Source organism: Streptomyces sp. BE20, from assembly GCF_036322525.1.
Lineage (GTDB): Bacteria > Actinomycetota > Actinomycetes > Streptomycetales > Streptomycetaceae > Kitasatospora.
The window spans coordinates 15,404-33,385 of record NZ_JAQYWW010001139.1; the positions used below are offsets into that span (position 1 = coordinate 15,404).

General features: G+C 73.6%; 17 protein-coding genes. 7 read left to right on the plus strand and 10 right to left on the minus strand.

Annotation, left to right across the window (positions count from 1 at the left end; translation table 11 throughout):
• Positions 1–170: 170 nt before the first annotated feature.
• Both PUR61_RS36395 and PUR61_RS36400 read right to left on the minus strand, forming a co-directional pair.
• Positions 171–1,607: an MFS transporter gene (locus PUR61_RS36395; RefSeq protein WP_329883841.1), complete on the minus strand. Its 1,437-nt coding sequence runs from the start codon at positions 1,605–1,607 to the stop codon at positions 171–173.
• Between the two features lie 161 nt (positions 1,608–1,768).
• Complete coding sequence (locus PUR61_RS36400; protein WP_329883842.1) at positions 1,769–2,146, minus strand: nuclear transport factor 2 family protein; 378 nt, start codon at positions 2,144–2,146, stop codon at positions 1,769–1,771.
• A 146-nt stretch (positions 2,147–2,292) separates the two neighbouring features.
• Between PUR61_RS36400 and PUR61_RS36405 the strand changes: the two genes are divergently transcribed.
• Positions 2,293–5,019 carry a helix-turn-helix transcriptional regulator gene (locus tag PUR61_RS36405; protein ID WP_329883843.1) on the plus strand — a complete coding sequence of 909 codons (2,727 nt, stop codon included), beginning with the start codon at positions 2,293–2,295 and terminating at the stop codon, positions 5,017–5,019.
• Here the strand turns inward: PUR61_RS36405 and PUR61_RS36410 are convergent.
• Positions 4,968–5,135 (minus strand): hypothetical protein, encoded by a 168-nt coding sequence (locus tag PUR61_RS36410; RefSeq protein ID WP_329883844.1) that lies wholly within the window; start codon positions 5,133–5,135, stop codon positions 4,968–4,970. The two genes, PUR61_RS36405 and PUR61_RS36410, sit on opposite strands and share 52 nt — an antisense overlap.
• Positions 5,136–5,349: 214 nt before the next feature.
• Between PUR61_RS36410 and PUR61_RS36415 the strand changes: the two genes are divergently transcribed.
• The 4 genes from PUR61_RS36415 to PUR61_RS36430 all read left to right on the plus strand — a co-directional run bounded on the left by PUR61_RS36415 (position 5,350) and on the right by PUR61_RS36430 (position 7,550).
• On the plus strand, positions 5,350–6,525 hold the full coding sequence (locus tag PUR61_RS36415) for a serine hydrolase domain-containing protein (RefSeq protein WP_329883845.1): 1,176 nt from the start codon (positions 5,350–5,352) through the stop codon (positions 6,523–6,525).
• Positions 6,526–6,576: 51 nt separating this feature from the next.
• The gene (locus PUR61_RS36420) at positions 6,577–6,996 is read left to right on the plus strand and encodes a DUF5753 domain-containing protein (protein ID WP_329883846.1); all 420 of its coding nucleotides are present in this window, start codon (positions 6,577–6,579) and stop codon (positions 6,994–6,996) included.
• On the plus strand, positions 6,993–7,202 hold the full coding sequence (locus PUR61_RS36425; protein ID WP_329883847.1) for a DUF397 domain-containing protein: 210 nt from the start codon (positions 6,993–6,995) through the stop codon (positions 7,200–7,202). Before PUR61_RS36420 ends, PUR61_RS36425 begins: the two co-directional genes overlap by 4 nt.
• 138 nt (positions 7,203–7,340) lie before the next feature.
• Positions 7,341–7,550 carry a DUF397 domain-containing protein gene (locus PUR61_RS36430; protein WP_329883848.1) on the plus strand — a complete coding sequence of 70 codons (210 nt, stop codon included), beginning with the start codon at positions 7,341–7,343 and terminating at the stop codon, positions 7,548–7,550.
• 155 nt (positions 7,551–7,705) lie between these two features.
• Here PUR61_RS36430 and PUR61_RS36435 read toward each other — a convergent pair whose 3' ends face one another.
• The 4 genes from PUR61_RS36435 to PUR61_RS36450 form a co-directional block, all read right to left on the minus strand.
• The gene (locus PUR61_RS36435; RefSeq protein ID WP_329883849.1) at positions 7,706–9,010 is read right to left on the minus strand and encodes an MFS transporter; all 1,305 of its coding nucleotides are present in this window, start codon (positions 9,008–9,010) and stop codon (positions 7,706–7,708) included.
• Between the two features lie 78 nt (positions 9,011–9,088).
• A complete protein-coding gene (locus PUR61_RS36440; protein WP_329883850.1) occupies positions 9,089–10,066 on the minus strand; it encodes a transaldolase family protein in 978 nt (325 codons plus the stop codon).
• Entirely contained in the window at positions 10,063–11,331 is a 1,269-nt protein-coding gene (locus tag PUR61_RS36445; RefSeq protein ID WP_329883851.1) for an MFS transporter, read from the minus strand. The genes PUR61_RS36440 and PUR61_RS36445 overlap by 4 nt, the downstream gene beginning before the upstream one ends.
• A 116-nt stretch (positions 11,332–11,447) precedes the next feature.
• Complete coding sequence (locus tag PUR61_RS36450) at positions 11,448–11,987, minus strand: VOC family protein (RefSeq protein WP_329883852.1); 540 nt, start codon at positions 11,985–11,987, stop codon at positions 11,448–11,450.
• Between the two features lie 247 nt (positions 11,988–12,234).
• On the opposite strand from PUR61_RS36450, the gene PUR61_RS36455 reads away from it, so the two are divergent.
• Positions 12,235–13,443, plus strand: coding sequence for a serine hydrolase domain-containing protein (locus PUR61_RS36455; protein WP_329883853.1), 1,209 nt, complete (start codon positions 12,235–12,237; stop codon positions 13,441–13,443).
• Between the two features lie 243 nt (positions 13,444–13,686).
• Here the strand turns inward: PUR61_RS36455 and PUR61_RS36460 are convergent, their stop codons facing one another.
• Complete coding sequence (locus PUR61_RS36460; RefSeq protein ID WP_329883854.1) at positions 13,687–14,637, minus strand: aldo/keto reductase; 951 nt, start codon at positions 14,635–14,637, stop codon at positions 13,687–13,689.
• A gap of 59 nt (positions 14,638–14,696) precedes the next feature.
• Between PUR61_RS36460 and PUR61_RS36465 the strand changes: the two genes are divergently transcribed.
• Positions 14,697–15,062, plus strand: a complete 366-nt coding sequence (locus tag PUR61_RS36465; RefSeq protein WP_329883855.1) for a MerR family transcriptional regulator — start codon at positions 14,697–14,699, stop codon at positions 15,060–15,062.
• A 19-nt stretch (positions 15,063–15,081) separates the two neighbouring features.
• On the opposite strand, the gene PUR61_RS36470 is transcribed toward PUR61_RS36465, so the two are convergent.
• Complete coding sequence (locus PUR61_RS36470) at positions 15,082–16,305, minus strand: acyltransferase family protein (RefSeq protein ID WP_329883856.1); 1,224 nt, start codon at positions 16,303–16,305, stop codon at positions 15,082–15,084.
• The gene (locus PUR61_RS36475; RefSeq protein ID WP_329883857.1) at positions 16,302–17,948 is read right to left on the minus strand and encodes an FAD-binding oxidoreductase; all 1,647 of its coding nucleotides are present in this window, start codon (positions 17,946–17,948) and stop codon (positions 16,302–16,304) included. Before PUR61_RS36475 ends, PUR61_RS36470 begins: the two co-directional genes overlap by 4 nt.
• Positions 17,949–17,982: the final 34 nt, after the last annotated feature.

A 17,982-nucleotide genomic window follows, 5' to 3' on the forward strand; every position in this document is an offset into this window, starting at 1 on the left:
CAACCCGATCGGGGGGCGGGAACGGAACGGGGGCGGGCGCGGGAGCGGACCCTTCCCGCCCCCGCGCCCGCCCGTCTCCCCTCCGCCACGTCCTCGCTTCCGCTTCCGTACCTGTTCGTGTTCCGTTTCCCGATCGGGTTCCCGCCCCGGGTCCCGGCCGCGCTGTCCGCTCAGGCCGTTCGGCGGGGCAGCAGCTGCACCAGGCCCACCAGCAGCAGCTCCAGCACCGCCAGCGCGCCGACGCTGACGCCGAACGCGGTGGCCGGGTCCGCCGCCCCGTAGTAGAGGATGCCGATCAGTGCGATGCCGAGCGCCCCGGCCACCTGCTGGACGGTGGCCACCACACCCGCCGCCGAACCCGCCAGCCGCGGCTCGACGCAGGCCAGCACCGTCGAGGTCACCGGGGCGATCACCAGACCCATCCCGAGGCCGTCCACGAACAGTCCGGGCGCAAGCCACCAGACGCTGCCGGTGTCCCCGGCCGCGTACACGGCGAGGCCGAGCAGTCCCAGTCCGGCGGCCATCAGCAGCCCGCCCAGTGCGATCGCCTGCCGGCCGAGCCGGGCGACGAAACGGTGCACGGTGGTCGAGGTGAGCAGGTAGCCGGCACCGATCGCGGTGAACACCAGGCCGGCCCCGAGCGCGTCCAGACCGCGGCCCGGCTGCAGGTAGAGGGCGAGCACGAGGAAGAAGGACGCCTGGCCGAGCCAGAAGGCCAGTTGGGCGAGCAGCCCGGCGGTGAAGGCGCGGGTACGGAAGAGCCGGGTGTCGACCAGCGGCGAGCCGGACCGGCCCGTCCGGTGCTGGTGGACCCCGAAGACGGCGAGCACGGCGGCCGAGCCGGCCAGGCAGAGCCACGTCCAGAGCGGCCAGCCCGCCTCGCGGCCCTGGATCAGCGGCAGCACCAGGCCGGTCAGCCCGGTCGTGACCAGCAGCACGCCCACCGGGTCCAGCCCGGGCCGCTGCGGGGCACGCGACTCCGGCAGGCAGCGGCGGACCAGGGCCAGGGCGGCCAGACCGACCGGCAGGTTGATCAGGAAGCAGCTGCGCCAGTCCAGGCCGAACAGGTCGGCGCGGATCAGCACCCCGCCGATCAGCTGCCCGAACACCGCGCCGAGCCCCATGGTCAGCCCGTACATCGCGAACGCCCGGGCCTGGGCGGCCCCGCTGAACGCGGTGCGCAGGATCGCCAGCACCTGCGGGCCCATCAGCGCCGCCGACAGTCCCTGCGCGACCCGGGCGCCGACCAGGGCACCCGCCGTCGGGGCGAGGCCGCAGGCCACGGAGGCGAGGGTGAACAGGGCCAGGCCGAGGCCGAACACCCGGCGGCGCCCGTAGCGGTCGCCGAGCCGCCCGGCGGTGATCAGGCCGGCGGCGAGGGCCAGGCCGAAGCCGGCCACCACCCACTGGACGGCGGCGGGTCCGGCTCTCAGATCGGCCTGGACGGAGGGTATGGCGACGTTGACCACGAAGACGTCGAGGGCGGTCATGAAGGTGGCGGTGAGGACGACGGGCAGCAGGCCCCGGGGCGCGGGGGCCGCGCCGTCGGCCGGGCTGTCCGGGCCGCCCGGGCGGGGGCGGGGGGTGGTGCGCAGGGAGGTGCTCACGGCAGGTGCTCCTCAGGGGCGGGAGGGGGCGTCGTCGGAGGGGGGAGGCGCTGGCGGGGGCGGTGGAGGTGGGGCTCGCGGGAGGAGCGGTCGCCGACGGCGGGGCGGTGGCGGGGGCGGACCGGGTGTGTGGCCGCCCCCGCAGGCGGCACGGCGGCGGCTCAGGCGCCCGGGACGCGGTCCAGGAAGCCGTGCACGGAGGCGATCCGGCCCTCCGGGTCGGCCACCAGCACGTCGAAGCCGATCACCAGCGGCTCCGCGCCGGCCGGCCCCAGGTTCCAGGTGAACCGGGCGATGTCGTGGTGCGCGTCGACCGGGCCGAGGGTGAACACCAGGCCGGGGAACTGCCCCTGGGCGGCGCCGATCAGCGCGTCGACGCCCTCGCGGCCGGTGACCGCGGCCAGCGGGTCGGTGTACCGGCAGTCCTCGGCCCACACCTCGTCGATCAGCTTTCGGCGGGCGGCCGGGTCGGTCTCGTTCCAGACGGCGAGGTAACGCCCGGCGAGCTGCTGGAGGTCGGTCGGCTGGATGGCGTTCATGGTTCTTCTCCCTTGTCCGGTGGGCCGGTCGGCCCCGGTGGGGCGGGTCGTTCCCGCTGTTCACGAAGGTACGGACGGCGGACGGCGGGCGAATCCGTCACGGATAGGTAGGGGCCTACGTAGGCCGCGCCAGTAGGGTCGGGGGCATGGGGACGCTGTACGGGCGGGAACGGGAGCAGGCCGCGGTCGACGCGCTGCTCGACGGGGCGGGGGACGGCCGCAGCGGGGTGCTGGTGCTCCGTGGTGAACCGGGCATCGGCAAGACCGCGTTGCTGGAGTACGCGGTCGCGACGGCGGGCCGGGCGTTCCGGGTGGTCCGCGCGACCGGGGTCGAGTACGAGGCCGAACTCCCCTTCGCCGGACTGAGCCTGCTGCTCGGGCCGGGGCTGGACCGGCTGGACGCCCTTCCCGCTCCGCAACGACGCTCCCTGGAGGGTGCGTTCGGACTGGGGGAAGGCGGCGGTGCGCCCACCGACCGGCTGCTCACCGGACTGGCGACCCTCGGACTGCTCGCCGAACTCGCCTCCGACAAGCCTCTGTTGTGCGTCGTCGACGACGTGCAGTGGCTGGACCGCGCCTCGCTGGACGCGCTGCTGCTCGCCGCCCGCCGTCTCCAGGCGGAGGGCGTCGCCCTGCTGCTCGCAGCCCGGGACACGCTCCCGACCGCAGGCCGCGCGGACGCCCTGCCGCTCGCCGGGCTCCCCGAACTGCGCCTGGCCGGCCTCGCCGGTCCGGACGCCGAACGGCTGCTGGACGCCCGGGCCGCCGGAGAGATCGCCGATCCGGTCCGCCGCCGGTTGCTCGCCGAGGCCGCCGGGAACCCGCTCGCCCTCGTCGAACTCCCCTTCACCGAAGCCGAGTCGGACGCCGGAGGGCTGGCGCTCACCAGTCGGCTGCAGATCGCCTTCCACGGCCAGGTCACCGGGCTGCCGCCGGCCACCCAGACGCTGCTGCTGGTCGCCGCCGCGGAGGAGAACGGCGACCTCGACGTCGTCCTGTCGGCCGCCGCCGCCCTCGGGGCCGGCGCCGACACGATGGCGCCCGCCGAGCAGGCCGGACTGGTCACGGTCGGCGCCGACCGCCGGCTCTCCTTCCGGCATCCGCTCCTGCGTGCCGCCGTCCTCCAACGTGCACCCCTGCAACAGCGCCTGACGGCCCATCGGATGATCGGCGAGGCGCTGGAGGACGGCGACCGCCGCACCTGGCACCTGGTCCTCGCCGCCACCGGTCCCGACGCCGATCTCGCGGACGCGCTGGAACGGGCCGCCGTCCGGGCCGAGTCCCGGGGTGCCCACGGTGGCGCCGCCGCCGCGTACGAGCGCGCGGCCCGGCTCACCCCGGACCGCGACGGAGCCACCCGGCGGCTCGTGCTGGCCGCCGAAGCGGCCACCGAGGAAGGCAAGTTGGCGCAGGCCGAGGAACTGGCCGACCGGGCCCGGGCGCGGACCGACAGCGTCTTCGCGCACGCTCTGCTGGACCAGGTCCGGGCGGTCGCACACTTCTGGCGTGGGTCCTACCCGGCCGCCTACCGGCTGCTGCTCGACGCCGCGGCCACCGACATCGAGCCGGCCCACGCCGCCCGGATGCTGCTCCAGGCGTTCCATCCCGCCTGGTACGTGGGCGAGGAGGCGGTCGCCACGGTGCTCGACCGGCTGGCGGCGCTGCCGCTCGCGCCGGAGGAGCCGCTCGCGCCGCTGGCCCGCCACCTGCCCGCCGCCGTCCTGCCCGTTCTGGACCGCCCGGCGGATCCGGTGCCGGTGCTCCGTGAGACCGTCGAGGCCGCCCGCAAGGCCGGTGCGGAGAGCCCGAGCGACCTGGTCCAGCTGTGCGGCGCGACCCTGATCCTCGGCCGGGACGCCGAGACCCTCGAACTGGCCGCCGAGCTGGTGGCGGAGGCCCGGGCCAAGGGAGCCGTCGGGGTCCTGCCCACGCTCCAGTTCTTCCTCGCCGAGGCGGAGCTGTTCCACGGCCGCCACCGCGATGCCGAGGTCACTGCCACCGAGGCGCTCACCCTGGCCCGGGACACCGGACAGCGCCAGTGGACCAGCCAGCTGGCGGCCCTGCTGTCCTGTGTCGCCGCGCTCGGCGGCGCGGACGAGCGGTGCACGGAGCTGGCCGACGAAGCGCTCGACTCCGGTTCTTCGGCGCCCGCCGCCGGCGCGCCCTGGGCGCAGTGGGGGATCGCCCTGCTCGACCTCGGGCGGGGGCGGGCGGGGGCCGCCGCCGACCGGCTGCACACGCTCACCACCGGGCCGTACCGGCACCACGTCAGCGCCACCCGGGCGGTGCCCGACCTGGTCGAGGCCGTCGTGCGGCTGGGGGCCCCGGAGCGGGCGGCCGAGCCGTACGAACGGTTCGCCCGCTGGGCGGGGGCGGCGGGGACGCCCTGGGCGGAGGCGCTCCGGCTGCGCTGCCGGGCGCTGCTCGGGCCGCACCGGTCGGCCGAGTCCGCGTACCTGGCCGCGCTCGCACTGCACGAGGGGACCGACCGGCCGTTCGAGCAGGCCAGGACGGCCCTGCTGTACGGGGAGTGGCTGCGCCGGGAACGGCGCCGAACGGATGCCAGGCCGCACCTGGGCGTGGCGCTGGAGACCTTCGAACGGCTCGGTGCCGGGCCGTGGGCGGACCGGGCCCGCGGCGAGCTGACCGCCACCGGCGGGGCGGCCCCGGCGGCGGCCGGGGCGCCGCCGGGCGTGCTCACCGTGCTCACCCCGCAGGAGCTGCAGATCGCCCGGCTGGCCGCCGCGGGGCTGACCAACCGGGACATCGCGGCGCAGCTGTTCCTGAGCCCCCGGACCGTGGGACACCACCTCTACAAGACCTACCCGAAGCTGGGGATCGCCGCGCGGACGGAGCTGGCCGCGCTGTTCTGAGGGAGCCCGCCGTCGCCGTCGAGGCGGCTCGCCCCGAAGACGTCGTCGCTGTACTCGGAGGTGGCGGTGAGCAGCCTCTCGCCTCCGGCGGCCGTCCCGCTTCCGATCTTGGGCACTGCTCTCCCCGAGACCGGAGAACGGCAGGTCCACGGCACCGTTCTTGCCGGTGCGCGCCACCTTCCGGGTGAAGCGGAAGCCGGCCTTCGCGTCCCGCAGGGGGTAGGGACAGCCCCCGTGTCGATCATGGCGTCAGCAGGATGGGCGGCGGTGCGGCCGCGCGGCAGGCTGGAGCGCGAACGACCCAGGGCGACAGCGACGAGGGAGTGATCGGTGAAGGCACGTGCGGGGGCCGCAGCACTGTTGGCGGGGACGTGCGCGATGGCGGTCTCGGGGTTCTTCCCGGCTGCCGCCGCTGCGGGGGAGCGGGCGTCGGCCGCGCCCCCCGCCGGTCTCAGGGCGGCCGTCGAGCAGACGGTCGCGGACGGATTCCCGGCTGCCGTCGCGTACGCCAGGCAGGGGGAGCGGGAGTCACGGACGGCGGCCGGGCTCGCCGACACGGCGACCGGCGAGCGGGCCCGACCGGACCAGCGGTTCCGGATCGCCAGCAACACCAAGTCGTTCGTCTCGACGGTGCTCCTGCAACTGGAGGGCGAGGGGCGGCTCTCGCTCGACGACAGCGTGGAGAGATGGCTGCCCGGCGTGGTCGGCGGGAACGGCAACGACGGCAACGCCATCACCGTCCGGCAGCTGCTCAACCACACCTCGGGCATCTACGACCCCACCGACGAGCCGGAGTTCTTCGCCCCCTACCTGGAGCGCCACGAGTGGGGCTACGTCTACACCCCGCGGGAGGTGATCGCCCGCGCAGTCCGGCACGCGCCGTCGTTCACGCCGCCCGGGAGCGGCTGGGCGTACTCCAACACCAACTACCTGCTCGCCGGGCTGGTGATCGAGGCGGTCACGCACCACAGCGCGCCCTCCGAGATCCACCGGCGGATCCTCGTCCCGCTCGGCCTCAGGAACACCTCCTTCCCCGTGGCCGACCCGGACATCCGCGGCCCCCACCTGCACGGGTACGACCTCGCGGGCCGCGACGTGACCCGGTTCAGCCCGTCGTACGACTGGACCGCCGGCGCCATGATCTCCACCGTCGACGACCTGGCCCGGTTCCACCGGGCCCTGTTCGGCGGCAAGCTGCTGCGCCCGGCCCAGCAGCGTGAGCTGTTGACCACGGTGAAGTTCACGGGCGGGCCGGCGTACGGACTGGGCGTGCAGCGCAGGGAGGTGACCTGCGGCACGGGTCCGGACGCCAAACAGGTCAGCACCTGGGCGACCGACGGCGGCGGCCCCGGCTTCATGAGCCTGTCGTTCAGCACCGTCGACGGTGAGCGGCAGTTGGTCCTCGCCCTCAACGTCTACGACCTCGGCGCGGACTTGAGGGACGAGGTGCCCGTCCCGCTGGGCCCGGGTGCGGCGCAGGTGCAGACGGCGGCCCTGTGCGGCTGAGGCGGTCGCCCTCCGCAGACTCGCCCGGGCCGACCGCCCGCCGGTAGCCGGGTGGCCAGTGAACGGGTGGCGTTCCTGATGCATCGGCAACGGCTGCTTGAGCAGAAGGTCCCGCCGACCATCCAGGCGGTCCTGGACCAGAGTTGCCTCCTCCGGCCGATCGGCGGGCGCGCGGTGATGTGCGAACAGCTCGATCACCTCGAACGGTTGGCAGGGCGGCCGAACATCACTACCCAGATCGCACCGTTCGAACTGGCCGAGCAACGTCCATTTGTGCCTCCTCTGGTGCTGCTCACGCTGCCTGACCGGACTGCGGTGGGGTATGCCGAGTCGCAGTTGCGGGGGTATCTGGAGAGAGGTCGTACCACTATCGCGGCGTGGGAAGCGGACTACGATCAGCTCCAGGTGGAGTTGCTGTCCACGGCGGCCTCACTGGCCATGATCCGCGCTGTTCGGAAGGACCTTGAATGACGCCTATCAACCTGGCCGGCGCTCGATGGGTGAAGTCGCGACACAGCGGCAACGGTGGGAACTGTGTCGAGATTGCGCCTGGCTTCCCCGGTCTCGTCCCCGTCCGTGACTCCAAGGACCCATCCGGTCCTGCGCTCGTCTTCCCTGTCGATGGGTGGCGCTCCTTCGTCACTGCCCTCCAGGCTGGCGAATTCGGTGAGGGTTGATCGCCATCGCCCGGTGTCCCTGACCGTTCGCCGGTCAGGGCCATCGTCGTACTCGGCCGGTTCTGGGATTCACCCGGTCGTTCGGCGCGCGTACCGTGAACGGTGCTGGTACCAACTCCCTTGTGGAAGGGCTCCCGGATGACGCGTGTCGACCTCACGACTGCCCGGTGGTGCAAGAGCACGTACAGCGACAACGGGGGCACGTGTGTCGAGATTGCCTCCGAACTCCCCGGTATCGTTCCCGTCCGGGATTCCAAGGACCCCCACGGCCCCGCTCTCCTCTTTCCGGCCGCTGCCTTCGCCGCCTTCGTCGCTGCCGTCCGGGCCGGGGAGTTCGGCGAGGTCTGATGCTTGGTGCCGGAAGGCCCCGCCCGCCCGGGCGGGGCCTTCCGGCTACCTCTCCTCCCCGGCCTCCTCCGGCGGGGGCGGCATGCCCGCGCGCCAGCGGGCCAGGGCGGTCGCGCCCTCCGCGAGCGGCCCGGGCCGCTGCTCCTCGGGGGCGCTCACCGGGCGGCCAGCGTGTGCTGGATGTCCCCCAGCGACCGGTTCTTGGTCTCCGGCACCTTCCGTGCCACGAACAGCACCGCCCCGAGTGACACCGCCGCGAAGAACCAGAACACCCAGCGCTCACCGATCGCGTCGGCCGTCGGAAGGAAGGCCTGGCCGACCACGAAGTTGGCGGCCCAGTTGACCAGTGCGCACAGGCCCGTCCCCCGCGCCCGCGACTCGGGCGGGAAGATCTCGGCCGCCAGGATCCAGAACACCGGCCCCAGCCCGATCGCGAACGCCCCCACGTACGACGTCATCGCGACCAGGGCGACCGCGTCGGCGACCGGCCCCGGCTGCTGCGGCCCGAGAGCCGCGCCCAGCGCCACCAGCGAGACCGCCATGCCGCCCAGCGACCAGAGCAGCAGCGGGCGTCGTCCGACGCGGTCGATCAGCGGGATCGCGGCGATCGTGAGCACCACGTTCACCGTGCCGATCGCCACCGAGTAGCCGATCGAGTCGGTGGCCGGAAGCCCGGCCCGGGCCATGATGCTCGGCGCGTAGTAGATGATCGAGTTGATTCCGCCGAACTGCTGCACCGCCGCCAGTGTCACCCCGATGACCAGCGCGGCCCGCGCCCCCGGGGTGGTGAGCAGGGCGCGCGGCCGCTCGGTCCGCGCCGTCCGGGTGCGGCCGTCCAGCCAGGCGGGCGTCTCCGGGATGAACAGCGTCCCGATCAGCATCGCCACGGACGGCACCAGCCCGACCGCGAACATGGCCCGCCAGTCGGCGGCGTCCGCGAAGGCCAGGTTGACCAGGTACGACACCAGGATCCCCACGGTCAGCAGGATCTGGTTGACCGTGATCATCCTCCCCCGCAGCCTCGGCGGTGCGATCTCCGCCAGGTAGAGCGGCACGACCGTCGAAGCGCTGCCGACCGCGAGGCCGAGGACGGCCCGTGCGGCCAGCAGGGTCCAGAAGTCGGGGGCCAGGGTGGCGAGCAGCAGCCCGACGGTGAACGTGGCGGCGACGCCGATCAGCACCTTCCTGCGGCCGAAGCGGTCGGCCGGCCGGGCGCCGGCCAGCGCACCGACCGCCGCGCCGAGCAGCAGCGCGGAGATGACCGCGCCCTCCTGGAACGCGTTCAGCGTGAGCTGGTCCTTGAGGAACAGCAGCGCACCGGAGATGACGCCGGTGTCGAAGCCGAACAGCAGGCCGCCGAGCGCCACCACGCCGGTGGCGAGGGCCATACGGGGCACGGGTGGTGGTGCGACGTCGGGCGCGGCGGGCGGTGCGACGTCCAGGTGGAGCTGCGGTGCCATGAGCGGGTTCCCCTCCTGGGGCGGGTCGGGCCGGGGGCAGTCGGGCCGGGGGCAGTGGGGCCGGACGTGATCGACCGGCTAGTGGTGGGCGTGGGAGGCGTCGAGCTCGTGCAGGACGGACTCGTGCCGGATGTCGAACCACCGCAGGTAGGCGACCAGCCGCTCGGTGAAGGCGTGTGCCTCCGCCTCCTCGCGCCGGCTCTGCGGGGCCCTCGCGGGGAGCGGCCCGTCGATCGACTCCAGGGCCGGGGTGCACAGTTCGACCGTGTCGCCGGGCGCGGCGAGCCCGTCCAGGTAGTCGGCGGTCCGGTGGCCGGGGACGCCGTGGTAGAGCTGCGTCCAGACCAGTTGTTGCGGTCGGGCGCCGGCCGCGGTGAGGGCGCGCCAGCGGGCGGAGGCGTCGGGGTCGTGGGCGTCGGCGTGGATCCGGCGGGCCAGCCGGGCGGTGGCGGTTCCGGCCATCCCGCGCAGGGCCTTGGCCTCGTGACTGCCGGCCCGGTCGAGCAGGGCGTCGATCTCGACGTCGATGCCGCCGACGCCGAAGGCCGCGACGGAGCCGAGGGTGGTGAGGTCGAGGCCGCGCCAGCGGGCGAGTTCGAGCCCGTCGAGGTGGGCCCGGACGGCCTGCCGGTAGCGGGTGACGGAGTGCACCGGGCCGAGCCGGACGCCGATGCCCTCGCCGAGCAGCGGGGTCAGGGCGGCGACGCCCGCGTCGGAGGCCGGCAGGGCGGCCAGCAGGTTGGGCCGCGCGACGGTGGCGGCCAGCCGGCGGGCGGCGTGCAGTTGGGCGGTGGCGGCGCGGGTGCGGGCGGCGACCGGTACGGAGACCAGTCCGTCGCGTCCTTCGCTGCGCTTGTACACGGAGAGCAACACGTCGCACAGCAGGCGGAGTTCATTCTCCGGGACCGGTCCGGTGAGGGCGACGGAGGTGATCCGGCCGGCTTCGGCGAGGCGGCGGATCCGGTCGTGGCCGGCGGCGCCGGACGGGGTGTGCTGGTACCAGACGCCGAGGCCGGTGGTGGTGCGTACCGGGGGGCGCTCCAGGGTGCCGATCATGCGGGGACGGTCCTTTCCGGGTCGAGGGGGTGGGGGTGCGGAGTGGGTGGCACGGTTCCGGGAGCGGGTGGAGGGGAGGGTGCGGGGCGACCGGCGGGGTCGGCGGGCCGCAGCCGCGCGCTGGCCGCCACCGCGACCAAGGCGGCCAGGCAGATCGCGGCGGCGAGCGGGACCACCGGCCCGACCCCGTGCGCGGTGACCGTCCGGCCGCCGAGCGCGGCCCCTGCGGCGATTCCGGCGTTGGCCGCCGAGACACCCAGGGTGGCCGCGAAGTCACCGCCGGATCCGGCGAGTTCGACGATCCGGGACTGCAGGGCCGGGACCATTCCGAAGCCGACCAGGCCCCAGCACGCGACGATCACCGCGGCGGCGGCCCCGGACCGGCCGAACAGGTGCAGCGCGAGCAGTGCGGCGGCGAGTCCGGCGCAGCCCAGGGTGAGCGTGCCGGCGGCCCGGCGGTCGGCCAGCCGGCCGCCGGCGAAGGTGCCGACGGCGCTGGCCGCGCCGAAGGCGAGCAGGTACGCGCCGACCAGCCCGCCGGTGACGCCGGTGACGCCCTCCAGGTAGCCGGCCAGGTAGGTGTACGCGGTGAACTGGCCGGTGAACAGCACCACGGCGATGCCCAGCACGGCGAGGACCGGGCCGGACAGCGCGCCCCGGAGCTGTCCGGCCAGGCTGGCCGCCCCCATGGCCGCGGTCGGCGGGACGGTCCGCCGGACGGCCAGCAGGGCGAGCACCCCGAGCACGGTGACGGCGGCGAGTGCGGCGCGCCAGCCGAGCCACTGCCCGGCCAGCGTGCCGAGCGGCACGCCGAGCACGGTGGCGACCGAGATGCCGCCGAAGACCAGCGAGATGGCCCGCCCCTGGCGGCCGGGGCCGGCCAGGGCGACGGCCACGCTGGTGGCGGCGCCGACGATCACCCCGTGGGCGAGCCCGGCCGCGCAGCGGGCGGCCAGCAGGACGGCGACGTTCCCGGCGGCGGCCCCGCCGGCGCTCGCCGCCACGTAGGCGGCGAGCGCGCCGAGCAACAGGGTGCGGCGCGGCAGCCGGAGGGTCAGTGCGGTGAGGGCCGGCCCGCCGAGGGAGATGCCCAGGGCGTAGCCGGTGACCAGCAGGCCGACCGTGCCCAGTCCGGTCCCCAAACCGTCGGCGATCGGGCCGAGGATTCCGACGACGACGAACTCCGACGTGCCGACGACGAAGGCGGTGAGCGCCAGGGCGAGGAACGCCGGGCGCTTCGCCGGGCGCTTCGCCGGGTGATTCACCTGTCGCGCGACCCGATCCTTTTCCGGAAGGTCCTTCGGAAAAGCCGCCGAAGGACTTTCCGGGAAATTCTGCGGGCCGTCGGCCGTTCTGGTCCCCCTGCTGTCAGGCATGGTCGTCAGCTCTCCGGCCAGTATTCGGAGGGAAGGTAGAGGCGGGTTTCGGTGGCCTGTTCGTACGGCATTCCGGAGGGCATGTTGATGAGTTCCATGCTCATGCCCCAGGGGGTGGTGAAGTAGACCCAGCGGTCGCCCTTGATCGGACCGTCCTCGATGGTCTCGGGCTCGCCGAGGATGGTGACGCCGGGGTGCTTGCGAAGGTAGTCGGCGGCCTTGTCGACGTCGTCGACGTAGATCGCGAAGTGGTGGCCGCCGATGTCGCTGTTGCGCGGCTGCTCGCGGTCCTGCTCGGGGGCGGTGTACTCGAAGAGCTCCAGGTTGGCGTTGGGGCCGAGGCGGAGCATGGCGATGTTCGCGGAGGCCCGCGGGTCGACGTTCAGCTTGCGGGCCATCCAGTCGGTCTCCGGGTCCTCGACCGGGCCGAGGCGGTAGGCGAGTTCGGCGCCGATGACGTCGACGAAGAAGTCGACGGCCTGCCGGAGGTCGGGCACGGTGTAGGCGATGTGGTGGACCGCCCGGGCGCCCGGAATCTTGGCCATGGGAATTCTCTTTCGTTCGATCCCGTTCCGAGGGATCCCACCGGTGGGCCCGGAGGGATTCCCCGGCCGGCTGTCCGCAGCCGGCTGATTCGAGAATGGGGCCGACCGGCGGTGGGGGCAACGAGATCCGGCGGACTTTGTCAAGGTGCCAAACCGGCGCTCCGGGCGTTCACGATTCCGGCCGACTGTGTTCTGCTGTTGGGCCGATCGGGAATTTCTCCCACGTATTCGAGCGGAGCTGGTTCACATGACGATCACGTCCGAGGTTCACGTCGCCGGCCGGGTGGCCCCGGGATTCGAGCGGGTCCGTGCCGAGTTTGAGCGCAACCTGCTCGAACGGGACGATCTGGGCGCCGCGTTCTCGGTCCACCTGGGCCGGGAGACGCTGGTGGACCTCTGGGGCGGGACGGCGGACGCGCGGACCGGCGCCCGCTGGGAGCGGGACACGCTCCAGACGATCTTCTCCGGGAGCAAGGGCATCACCGTCACCGCGCTGCTGAAGCTGGTGGACCGCGGTGCGATCGAGCTGGACCGCCCGGTCTCCCACTACTGGCCCGAGTTCGCGGCGGCCGGCAAGGCCGCGGTGACCGTCCGGGAGGTGGTCACCTTCACCGGTCGGCTGCCCGGCATGTGGGCCCCGGTCAGCCAGGACGACGCCAACGACCCGGTCCTGATGGCGAAGCTGATCGCCGCCCAGGAGCTGGAGAACGACCCGCGCGCCGACGGCATCCTGTACGGGCCGCTGTCGGCCGGCTGGATCGTCGGCGAGCTGATCCGCCGGGTCGACGGCCGCCCGCTGGACCGGTTCTTCCGCGAGGAGATCGCCGGGCCGCTGGGGCTCGACATCCACTACGGCACCGGCCCGGCCGACTGGCCCCGGCTGGCCCGGACCACCTACGGGACCAACTTCCTGCCCCAGTTCACCGGCTTCTTCCACAGCGACGACCCGCTGACCCGGCGGATCTGGCAGAACCCGCAGCCGTTCCCGGACGACGAAGGCGTCTGGGGCCGTCCGGAGCGCAGGTCCGCGCTGATACCGGCGATCAACGTGAGCGGCACCGCCCGGGCGTTCTCGACGCTGTACGGGATCCTGGCCGAGGACGCCGTCCGCCCGCGGGACGACGCCCCGCTGCTGCTCTCCCGGACGACCATGGACGAGGCGCGCGGCGTGTACGCCCGCAAGACGGACCGGCTGATCGACGTGGTGATGGCGTACGGCGGCGGCGGGTACCGGCTGCGGACGGCCGAGCGGCCCGGCCCGGACGGGGAGACCTTCGGCCATGACGGCGGCGGCGGTTCGGCGAACCAGGCGTGGCCCCGGGTCGGGCTGGGGGTCTCGTACGTGATGAACCGGTTGATCGCGCTGGGGCCGGACGACAAGCGGGCCGGCTCGCTGCTCAAGGCGCTGGCGGCGGACGTGACCGACCTGGGGCTGATGCCCGAGGGCCGGTCCTGAGACCCGCCGGGGAAGCCGTCGATGGCAGTGACGGCGGCGACGTTGCCGACAGCAGCGGGCCCGGACGGGCGGGCCCGGCCGGACAGGCGGAAACGGCAAGGGCCCCCACGGGGGTCGGGGGCCCTTGTCGGTCGGGTGGCCCACCCGGCGGAGCACGCCGCCGGGTGGGCCGGTCATCGCACCGCGGTCACCACACCGCGGTCACCACACCGCGGTCACCACACCGCGGTCACGCCGCGGACGTCACGCCGCGGACGCGGCCTCCGCCTCGGCAGCCTCGGCGGCCTTGGCCGCCTCCGCGGCGGCGATGCCGTCCAGGCGGGCGTACTGCTCGGGGGTCAGCTCGACGGCCAGCGCGCCCAGGTTCTCCGCGAGGTGCTTCTCGGAGGTGGTGCCCGGGATGGGCAGGATGTTGGGCGAGCGGTGCAGCAGCCAGGCGAGCGCTGTCTGGGCTGGGGTGGCGCCGATCTCGCGGGCGACCTCGGAGACCGGGCTGTCCTCGCCCGCGTGGCCGCCGATGGCGATCGGGAAGAACGGCAGGAACGCGATGCCGCGCTCGGCGGTGAAGTCGACCACCGCGTCGTGCTGGCGGGTGGCCAGGTTGTACCAGTTCTGCACGGAGGCGATCGGGGCGATCTCCAGGGCCTGCTTCAGCTCGTCGACGGTGACCTCGGAGAGCCCGATGTGCCGGACCTTGCCCTCGTCCTGGAGCTGCTTGAGCGCGCCGATCTGGTCGGCCAGCGGCACCTCGGGGTCGATCCGGTGCAGCTGGAGCAGGTCGATCCGCTCGACCTGGAGCCGGCGCAGGCTCAGCTCGGCCTGCTGGCGGAGGTAGGCCGGGTGGCCGACCGGGACCCACTCGGAGGGGCTCGGGCGGGTCATGCCGACCTTGGTGGCGACCACGACGTCCTGGGCGTACGGGTGCAGGGCTTCGGCGACCAGCTCCTCGCCGGCGCCGAGGGCGTAGGAGTCGGCGGTGTCGATCAGCTGGACGCCGTGCTCGACGGCGGCGCGCAGCACACCGAGGGCGGCGGCGCGCGGGGTCGGGCCGTGCCAGACGATCGCCTCGGTCGGCTTGATGTCCGGGGTGTCGGCGAGGCGCATGGTGCCGTAGCCGATCCGGCGGACCGTCAGGTCGCCTCCGACGGCGAAGGACTGGCGGTCGATCTGGGTGTTGATCTCGGTGTTCGTCACGCTGGTCACGGTACAATCTCCCATTCGTGTGAGATTCAAGTGGTTGTGAGGGGTGTCACATGCGGATCGGTGAGCTGGCGGCGCTGACCGGGGTCAGCGTCCGCCTGTTGCGGTACTACGAGGAGCAGGGCCTGCTGGAGACCCACCGCCGCGAGGGAGGCCACCGCCGGTACGGGGAGGAGGCGCCGGCGGTGGTCCGGAACATCCGGGCCCTGCTGGGGGCGGGGCTCTCCACCGGGGCCATCCGGGACGTGCTGCCCTGCGTGAGCGGCGACGGCTCGGTGGCGCCCTGCATGCTGGAGGTGCTGGAGCACCGGCTGGACCTGCTGGACCGGCAGATGCTGTCGCTCGGGGCGAGCCGGGCCGCGTTGGCGGGGATCGTCGCGGCGGCCCGGCGGGAGGCGGCGGAACCGGTACCGGTGTAGCGCCCCGCCCCGGTGCCCGTTACTCGGCCGCAGCGGTGGCGGCCGGTGCGGGTACGGCGGTTCCGGCGGGCGCGGTGGCCGCCGCCCGGGGAGCCGACGGAGGAACCGGCCGGGTATCGGGCCGGGGAGCGGGCCGGGATCGACCCCATCGACGCATCACCGGCACCTCGACCAGGCGGTACAGCGCCCAGCCGAAGACGATGCTCAGCGCCAGGGTGATCCCCATGACCCCCAGGGCACCGGGGGTGTCCCAGGTGTTCGCGCCGGCCGATCCGGTCGCCGCGAGGCCCAGCGGTCCGTACTGGATGACCAGGAAGTGGACCATGTAGAAGGCGAAGGAGACCTCGCCGAGCCAGACCATGGTCCGGCCGGCGAACGGTGTCCCGAGCCCCGCGGCGTCCTTGACGGCGACCGCGGCGATCAGCAGCGCGACCGGCAGGGCGGTCGGGGCGGCCATGCCCCAGGCGTCCGGCAGCGTGATCATCAGTGCGTAGCCGGCGGCGACGAGCAGGACCGTCACCGGCCAGCCGATCGCCACCCACCGCCCGGTCCGGACGATCCGTGCCAGCAGGATGCCGAGCACGAACTCCGGCAGCCGGGAGGCCGGGAGGAAGTAGACGAACCAGTACCGCCAGAAGGAGAGCGGCTGCCAGGGCGAGTTCGGGCTCCCCGGGAGCAGCTGGGCGAGCAGCGGCAGGGCGAACAGCGCCGCCGTCACCAGGCCCACCCAGAGCCAGAGCCGCTCCGGCCGGATGCGCTTCACCAGCGGCAGGATCACCGGGAAGCTCAGGTAGAACAGCACCTCGCAGGCGAGCGACCAGCTCGGGCCGTTCGTCCCGCCGATCACCTCCAGGGAGGGGATCCAGCTCTGCAGCAGCAGCAGCGAGGGGACCGTCCCGGCGGTGGTCAGCTCGGCGCCGGCCCGGGCCATCAGCAGCAGCCCGACCAGCCAGGTGACGGCGTGGTTGGGGTACAGCTTGAAGAGCCGGCGGCGGTAGAAGGCGGCGGGGCGGTCGCCGTCCCGGGCCGACCAGGTGAGCACGAAGCCGCTCAGGACGAAGAAGAACCCGACGCCGAGGAAGCCCGCCCGGCTGAGGTACGTCGACATGAAGTCGTTCAGGCCGGGCCGGTCGAACGGCTTGGCGACCGACACGTGGGTCAGGAAGACCAGCAGCGCGGCGATCCACCGCATGCCGGTCAGCGACGGCAGGCGGGAGAGTGCCTCCCTGGTGGGCGCGCTCACCGGGTGCTCCCGGGGAGCCGGATCGACTGGCGGTGGCGGAAGAAGTCCTTCGGGTCGTACTGCTGCTTGATCCGCTGCAGTCTCGGGTAGTTGTCCTTGTAGTAGAGCGCGCTCCACGGGACGTTCGAGGTGTTCTGCTCCGGGTCGCTCAGGTCGCGGTCCGCGTAGTTGATGTAGCAGCCGTCGGTGACCCGGTTGGAGACCGGGACGCCGCCGGTGTCGCCGTACACCTCGCGGTAGAACTCCTGCAGCCAGGCCATGTTGGGGGCGTCGTCGGCCGGCGCCGTCCAGTAGGTCTGGTACAGCAGCTTGAAGATCGCGTCCCGCTGCGGCAGCGCGGTGGCGCCGGAGGCGACGCTGTTGATCCGGCCGCCGAAGGAGATCACGGCGACGCCGCCGCGCGGGTTGGTGTAGTCGGTGCGGGTCAGGTGCTTCCAGACGGCCGCGATCTGGTTCTCGGGGAAGCCGCGGCGCATGTACGCCGACTTGTGGCCGGCCCGCAGCTGCGGGTTGGTCTGGGTCGCGTCCATGGTGCCGATGTACTTGACCGCCTTCAGCCACGGCAGCCGGACGACGTCGCCCTGGTGGGGCACACCGAGGGCGGTGCTCAGGCCCTGGACGAAGTCGTCGGCGCGCTGCTCGGCCTGCGGCACGTCGCCGTTGACCTGGAGCAGCAGGACCAGGCTGCCGGAGACCTTGTGGTTGAGGAAGAGCCAGCTCGTCAGGCCGTTGTACACCGAGTCGGGGGCGCTGTTCTGCTCGAACCAGGCGCCGTAGTGGCGCACCATCTCGGTGAAGCCGCGCTGGGTGATGTTCTCCCAGGACCAGCTCGGGATGGCGATCAGCACCTCGGCCGGCGGCTTGGGCAGCAGGTCCGACGGGTTGGTGCCGGTGGCACCCGGCGAGCGGAACCAGTACCGGGTGACCACGCCGAAGTTGCCGCCGCCACCGCCGGTGTGGGCCCACCAGAGGTCGCGGTGCGGGTCGTTCGGCTCGCGGGTCGCGACGACCGCCCGGGCCCGGCCGTTGGCGTCGAGGGTGACGACCTCGATCGCGTACAGGTGGTCGACCACCAGGCCGTGCTTGCGGGACAGGTTGCCGTAGCCGCCGCCCTGGACGTGCCCGCCGACACCGACCGCGTAGCAGACGCCGCCCGGAACGGTGACCCCCCAGCCCTCGTACAGGGTCTGGTAGACCTTCAGCAGGGTGGCGCCCGCCTCGACCTCGAACGCCCGGCGGCCGGGGTCGTAGCCGACCGCGTCCATGAGGTTCATGTCGACGACGATCTCGACCTCGGGGTTGTAGACGAAGTCCTCGTAGCAGTGCCCGCCGCCCCGGACGGTGAGCCGCTGCCGCTTGTCGGCCGCGTCCTGCACCGCCTGCACCACCTGGGCGGTGGTGCGCGGCAGCCGGACGCCCTTCGGCTTGGCCTCCCAGCGCGGGTTGAAGCCGGATATCAGGTCGACGTAGCGCGGGTTCTCGGGGGTGACGCTGATCAGGTCCCCGTTCCGTACCGCTCTGGACGCCCGACCGGTGTCCTCCGCGGCCGCCCCGGCGGCCGGGACGAGCAGCCCGCCGGCCGTGGCGGTGCCGACGGTCGCCCCGGCACCGGCCACGAACGTGCGGCGACTGAGATTTCGCATGGAACTCTTCCCACTTCCTGTCAGTGATAGCGCG

Coding starts and splice junctions, on each gene's coding strand:
- PUR61_RS36400 (WP_329883842.1), bottom strand. CDS start 2,146: ATGAACGCCATCCAGCCGACCGACCTCCAGCAGCTCGCCGGGCGTTAC.
- PUR61_RS36405 (WP_329883843.1), top strand. CDS start 2,293: ATGGGGACGCTGTACGGGCGGGAACGGGAGCAGGCCGCGGTCGACGCG.
- PUR61_RS36425 (WP_329883847.1), top strand. CDS start 6,993: ATGACGCCTATCAACCTGGCCGGCGCTCGATGGGTGAAGTCGCGACAC.
- PUR61_RS36430 (WP_329883848.1), top strand. CDS start 7,341: ATGACGCGTGTCGACCTCACGACTGCCCGGTGGTGCAAGAGCACGTAC.
- PUR61_RS36435 (WP_329883849.1), bottom strand. CDS start 9,010: ATGGCACCGCAGCTCCACCTGGACGTCGCACCGCCCGCCGCGCCCGAC.
- PUR61_RS36440 (WP_329883850.1), bottom strand. CDS start 10,066: ATGATCGGCACCCTGGAGCGCCCCCCGGTACGCACCACCACCGGCCTC.
- PUR61_RS36450 (WP_329883852.1), bottom strand. CDS start 11,987: ATGGCCAAGATTCCGGGCGCCCGGGCGGTCCACCACATCGCCTACACC.
- PUR61_RS36455 (WP_329883853.1), top strand. CDS start 12,235: ATGACGATCACGTCCGAGGTTCACGTCGCCGGCCGGGTGGCCCCGGGA.
- PUR61_RS36465 (WP_329883855.1), top strand. CDS start 14,697: ATGCGGATCGGTGAGCTGGCGGCGCTGACCGGGGTCAGCGTCCGCCTG.
- PUR61_RS36475 (WP_329883857.1), bottom strand. CDS start 17,948: ATGCGAAATCTCAGTCGCCGCACGTTCGTGGCCGGTGCCGGGGCGACC.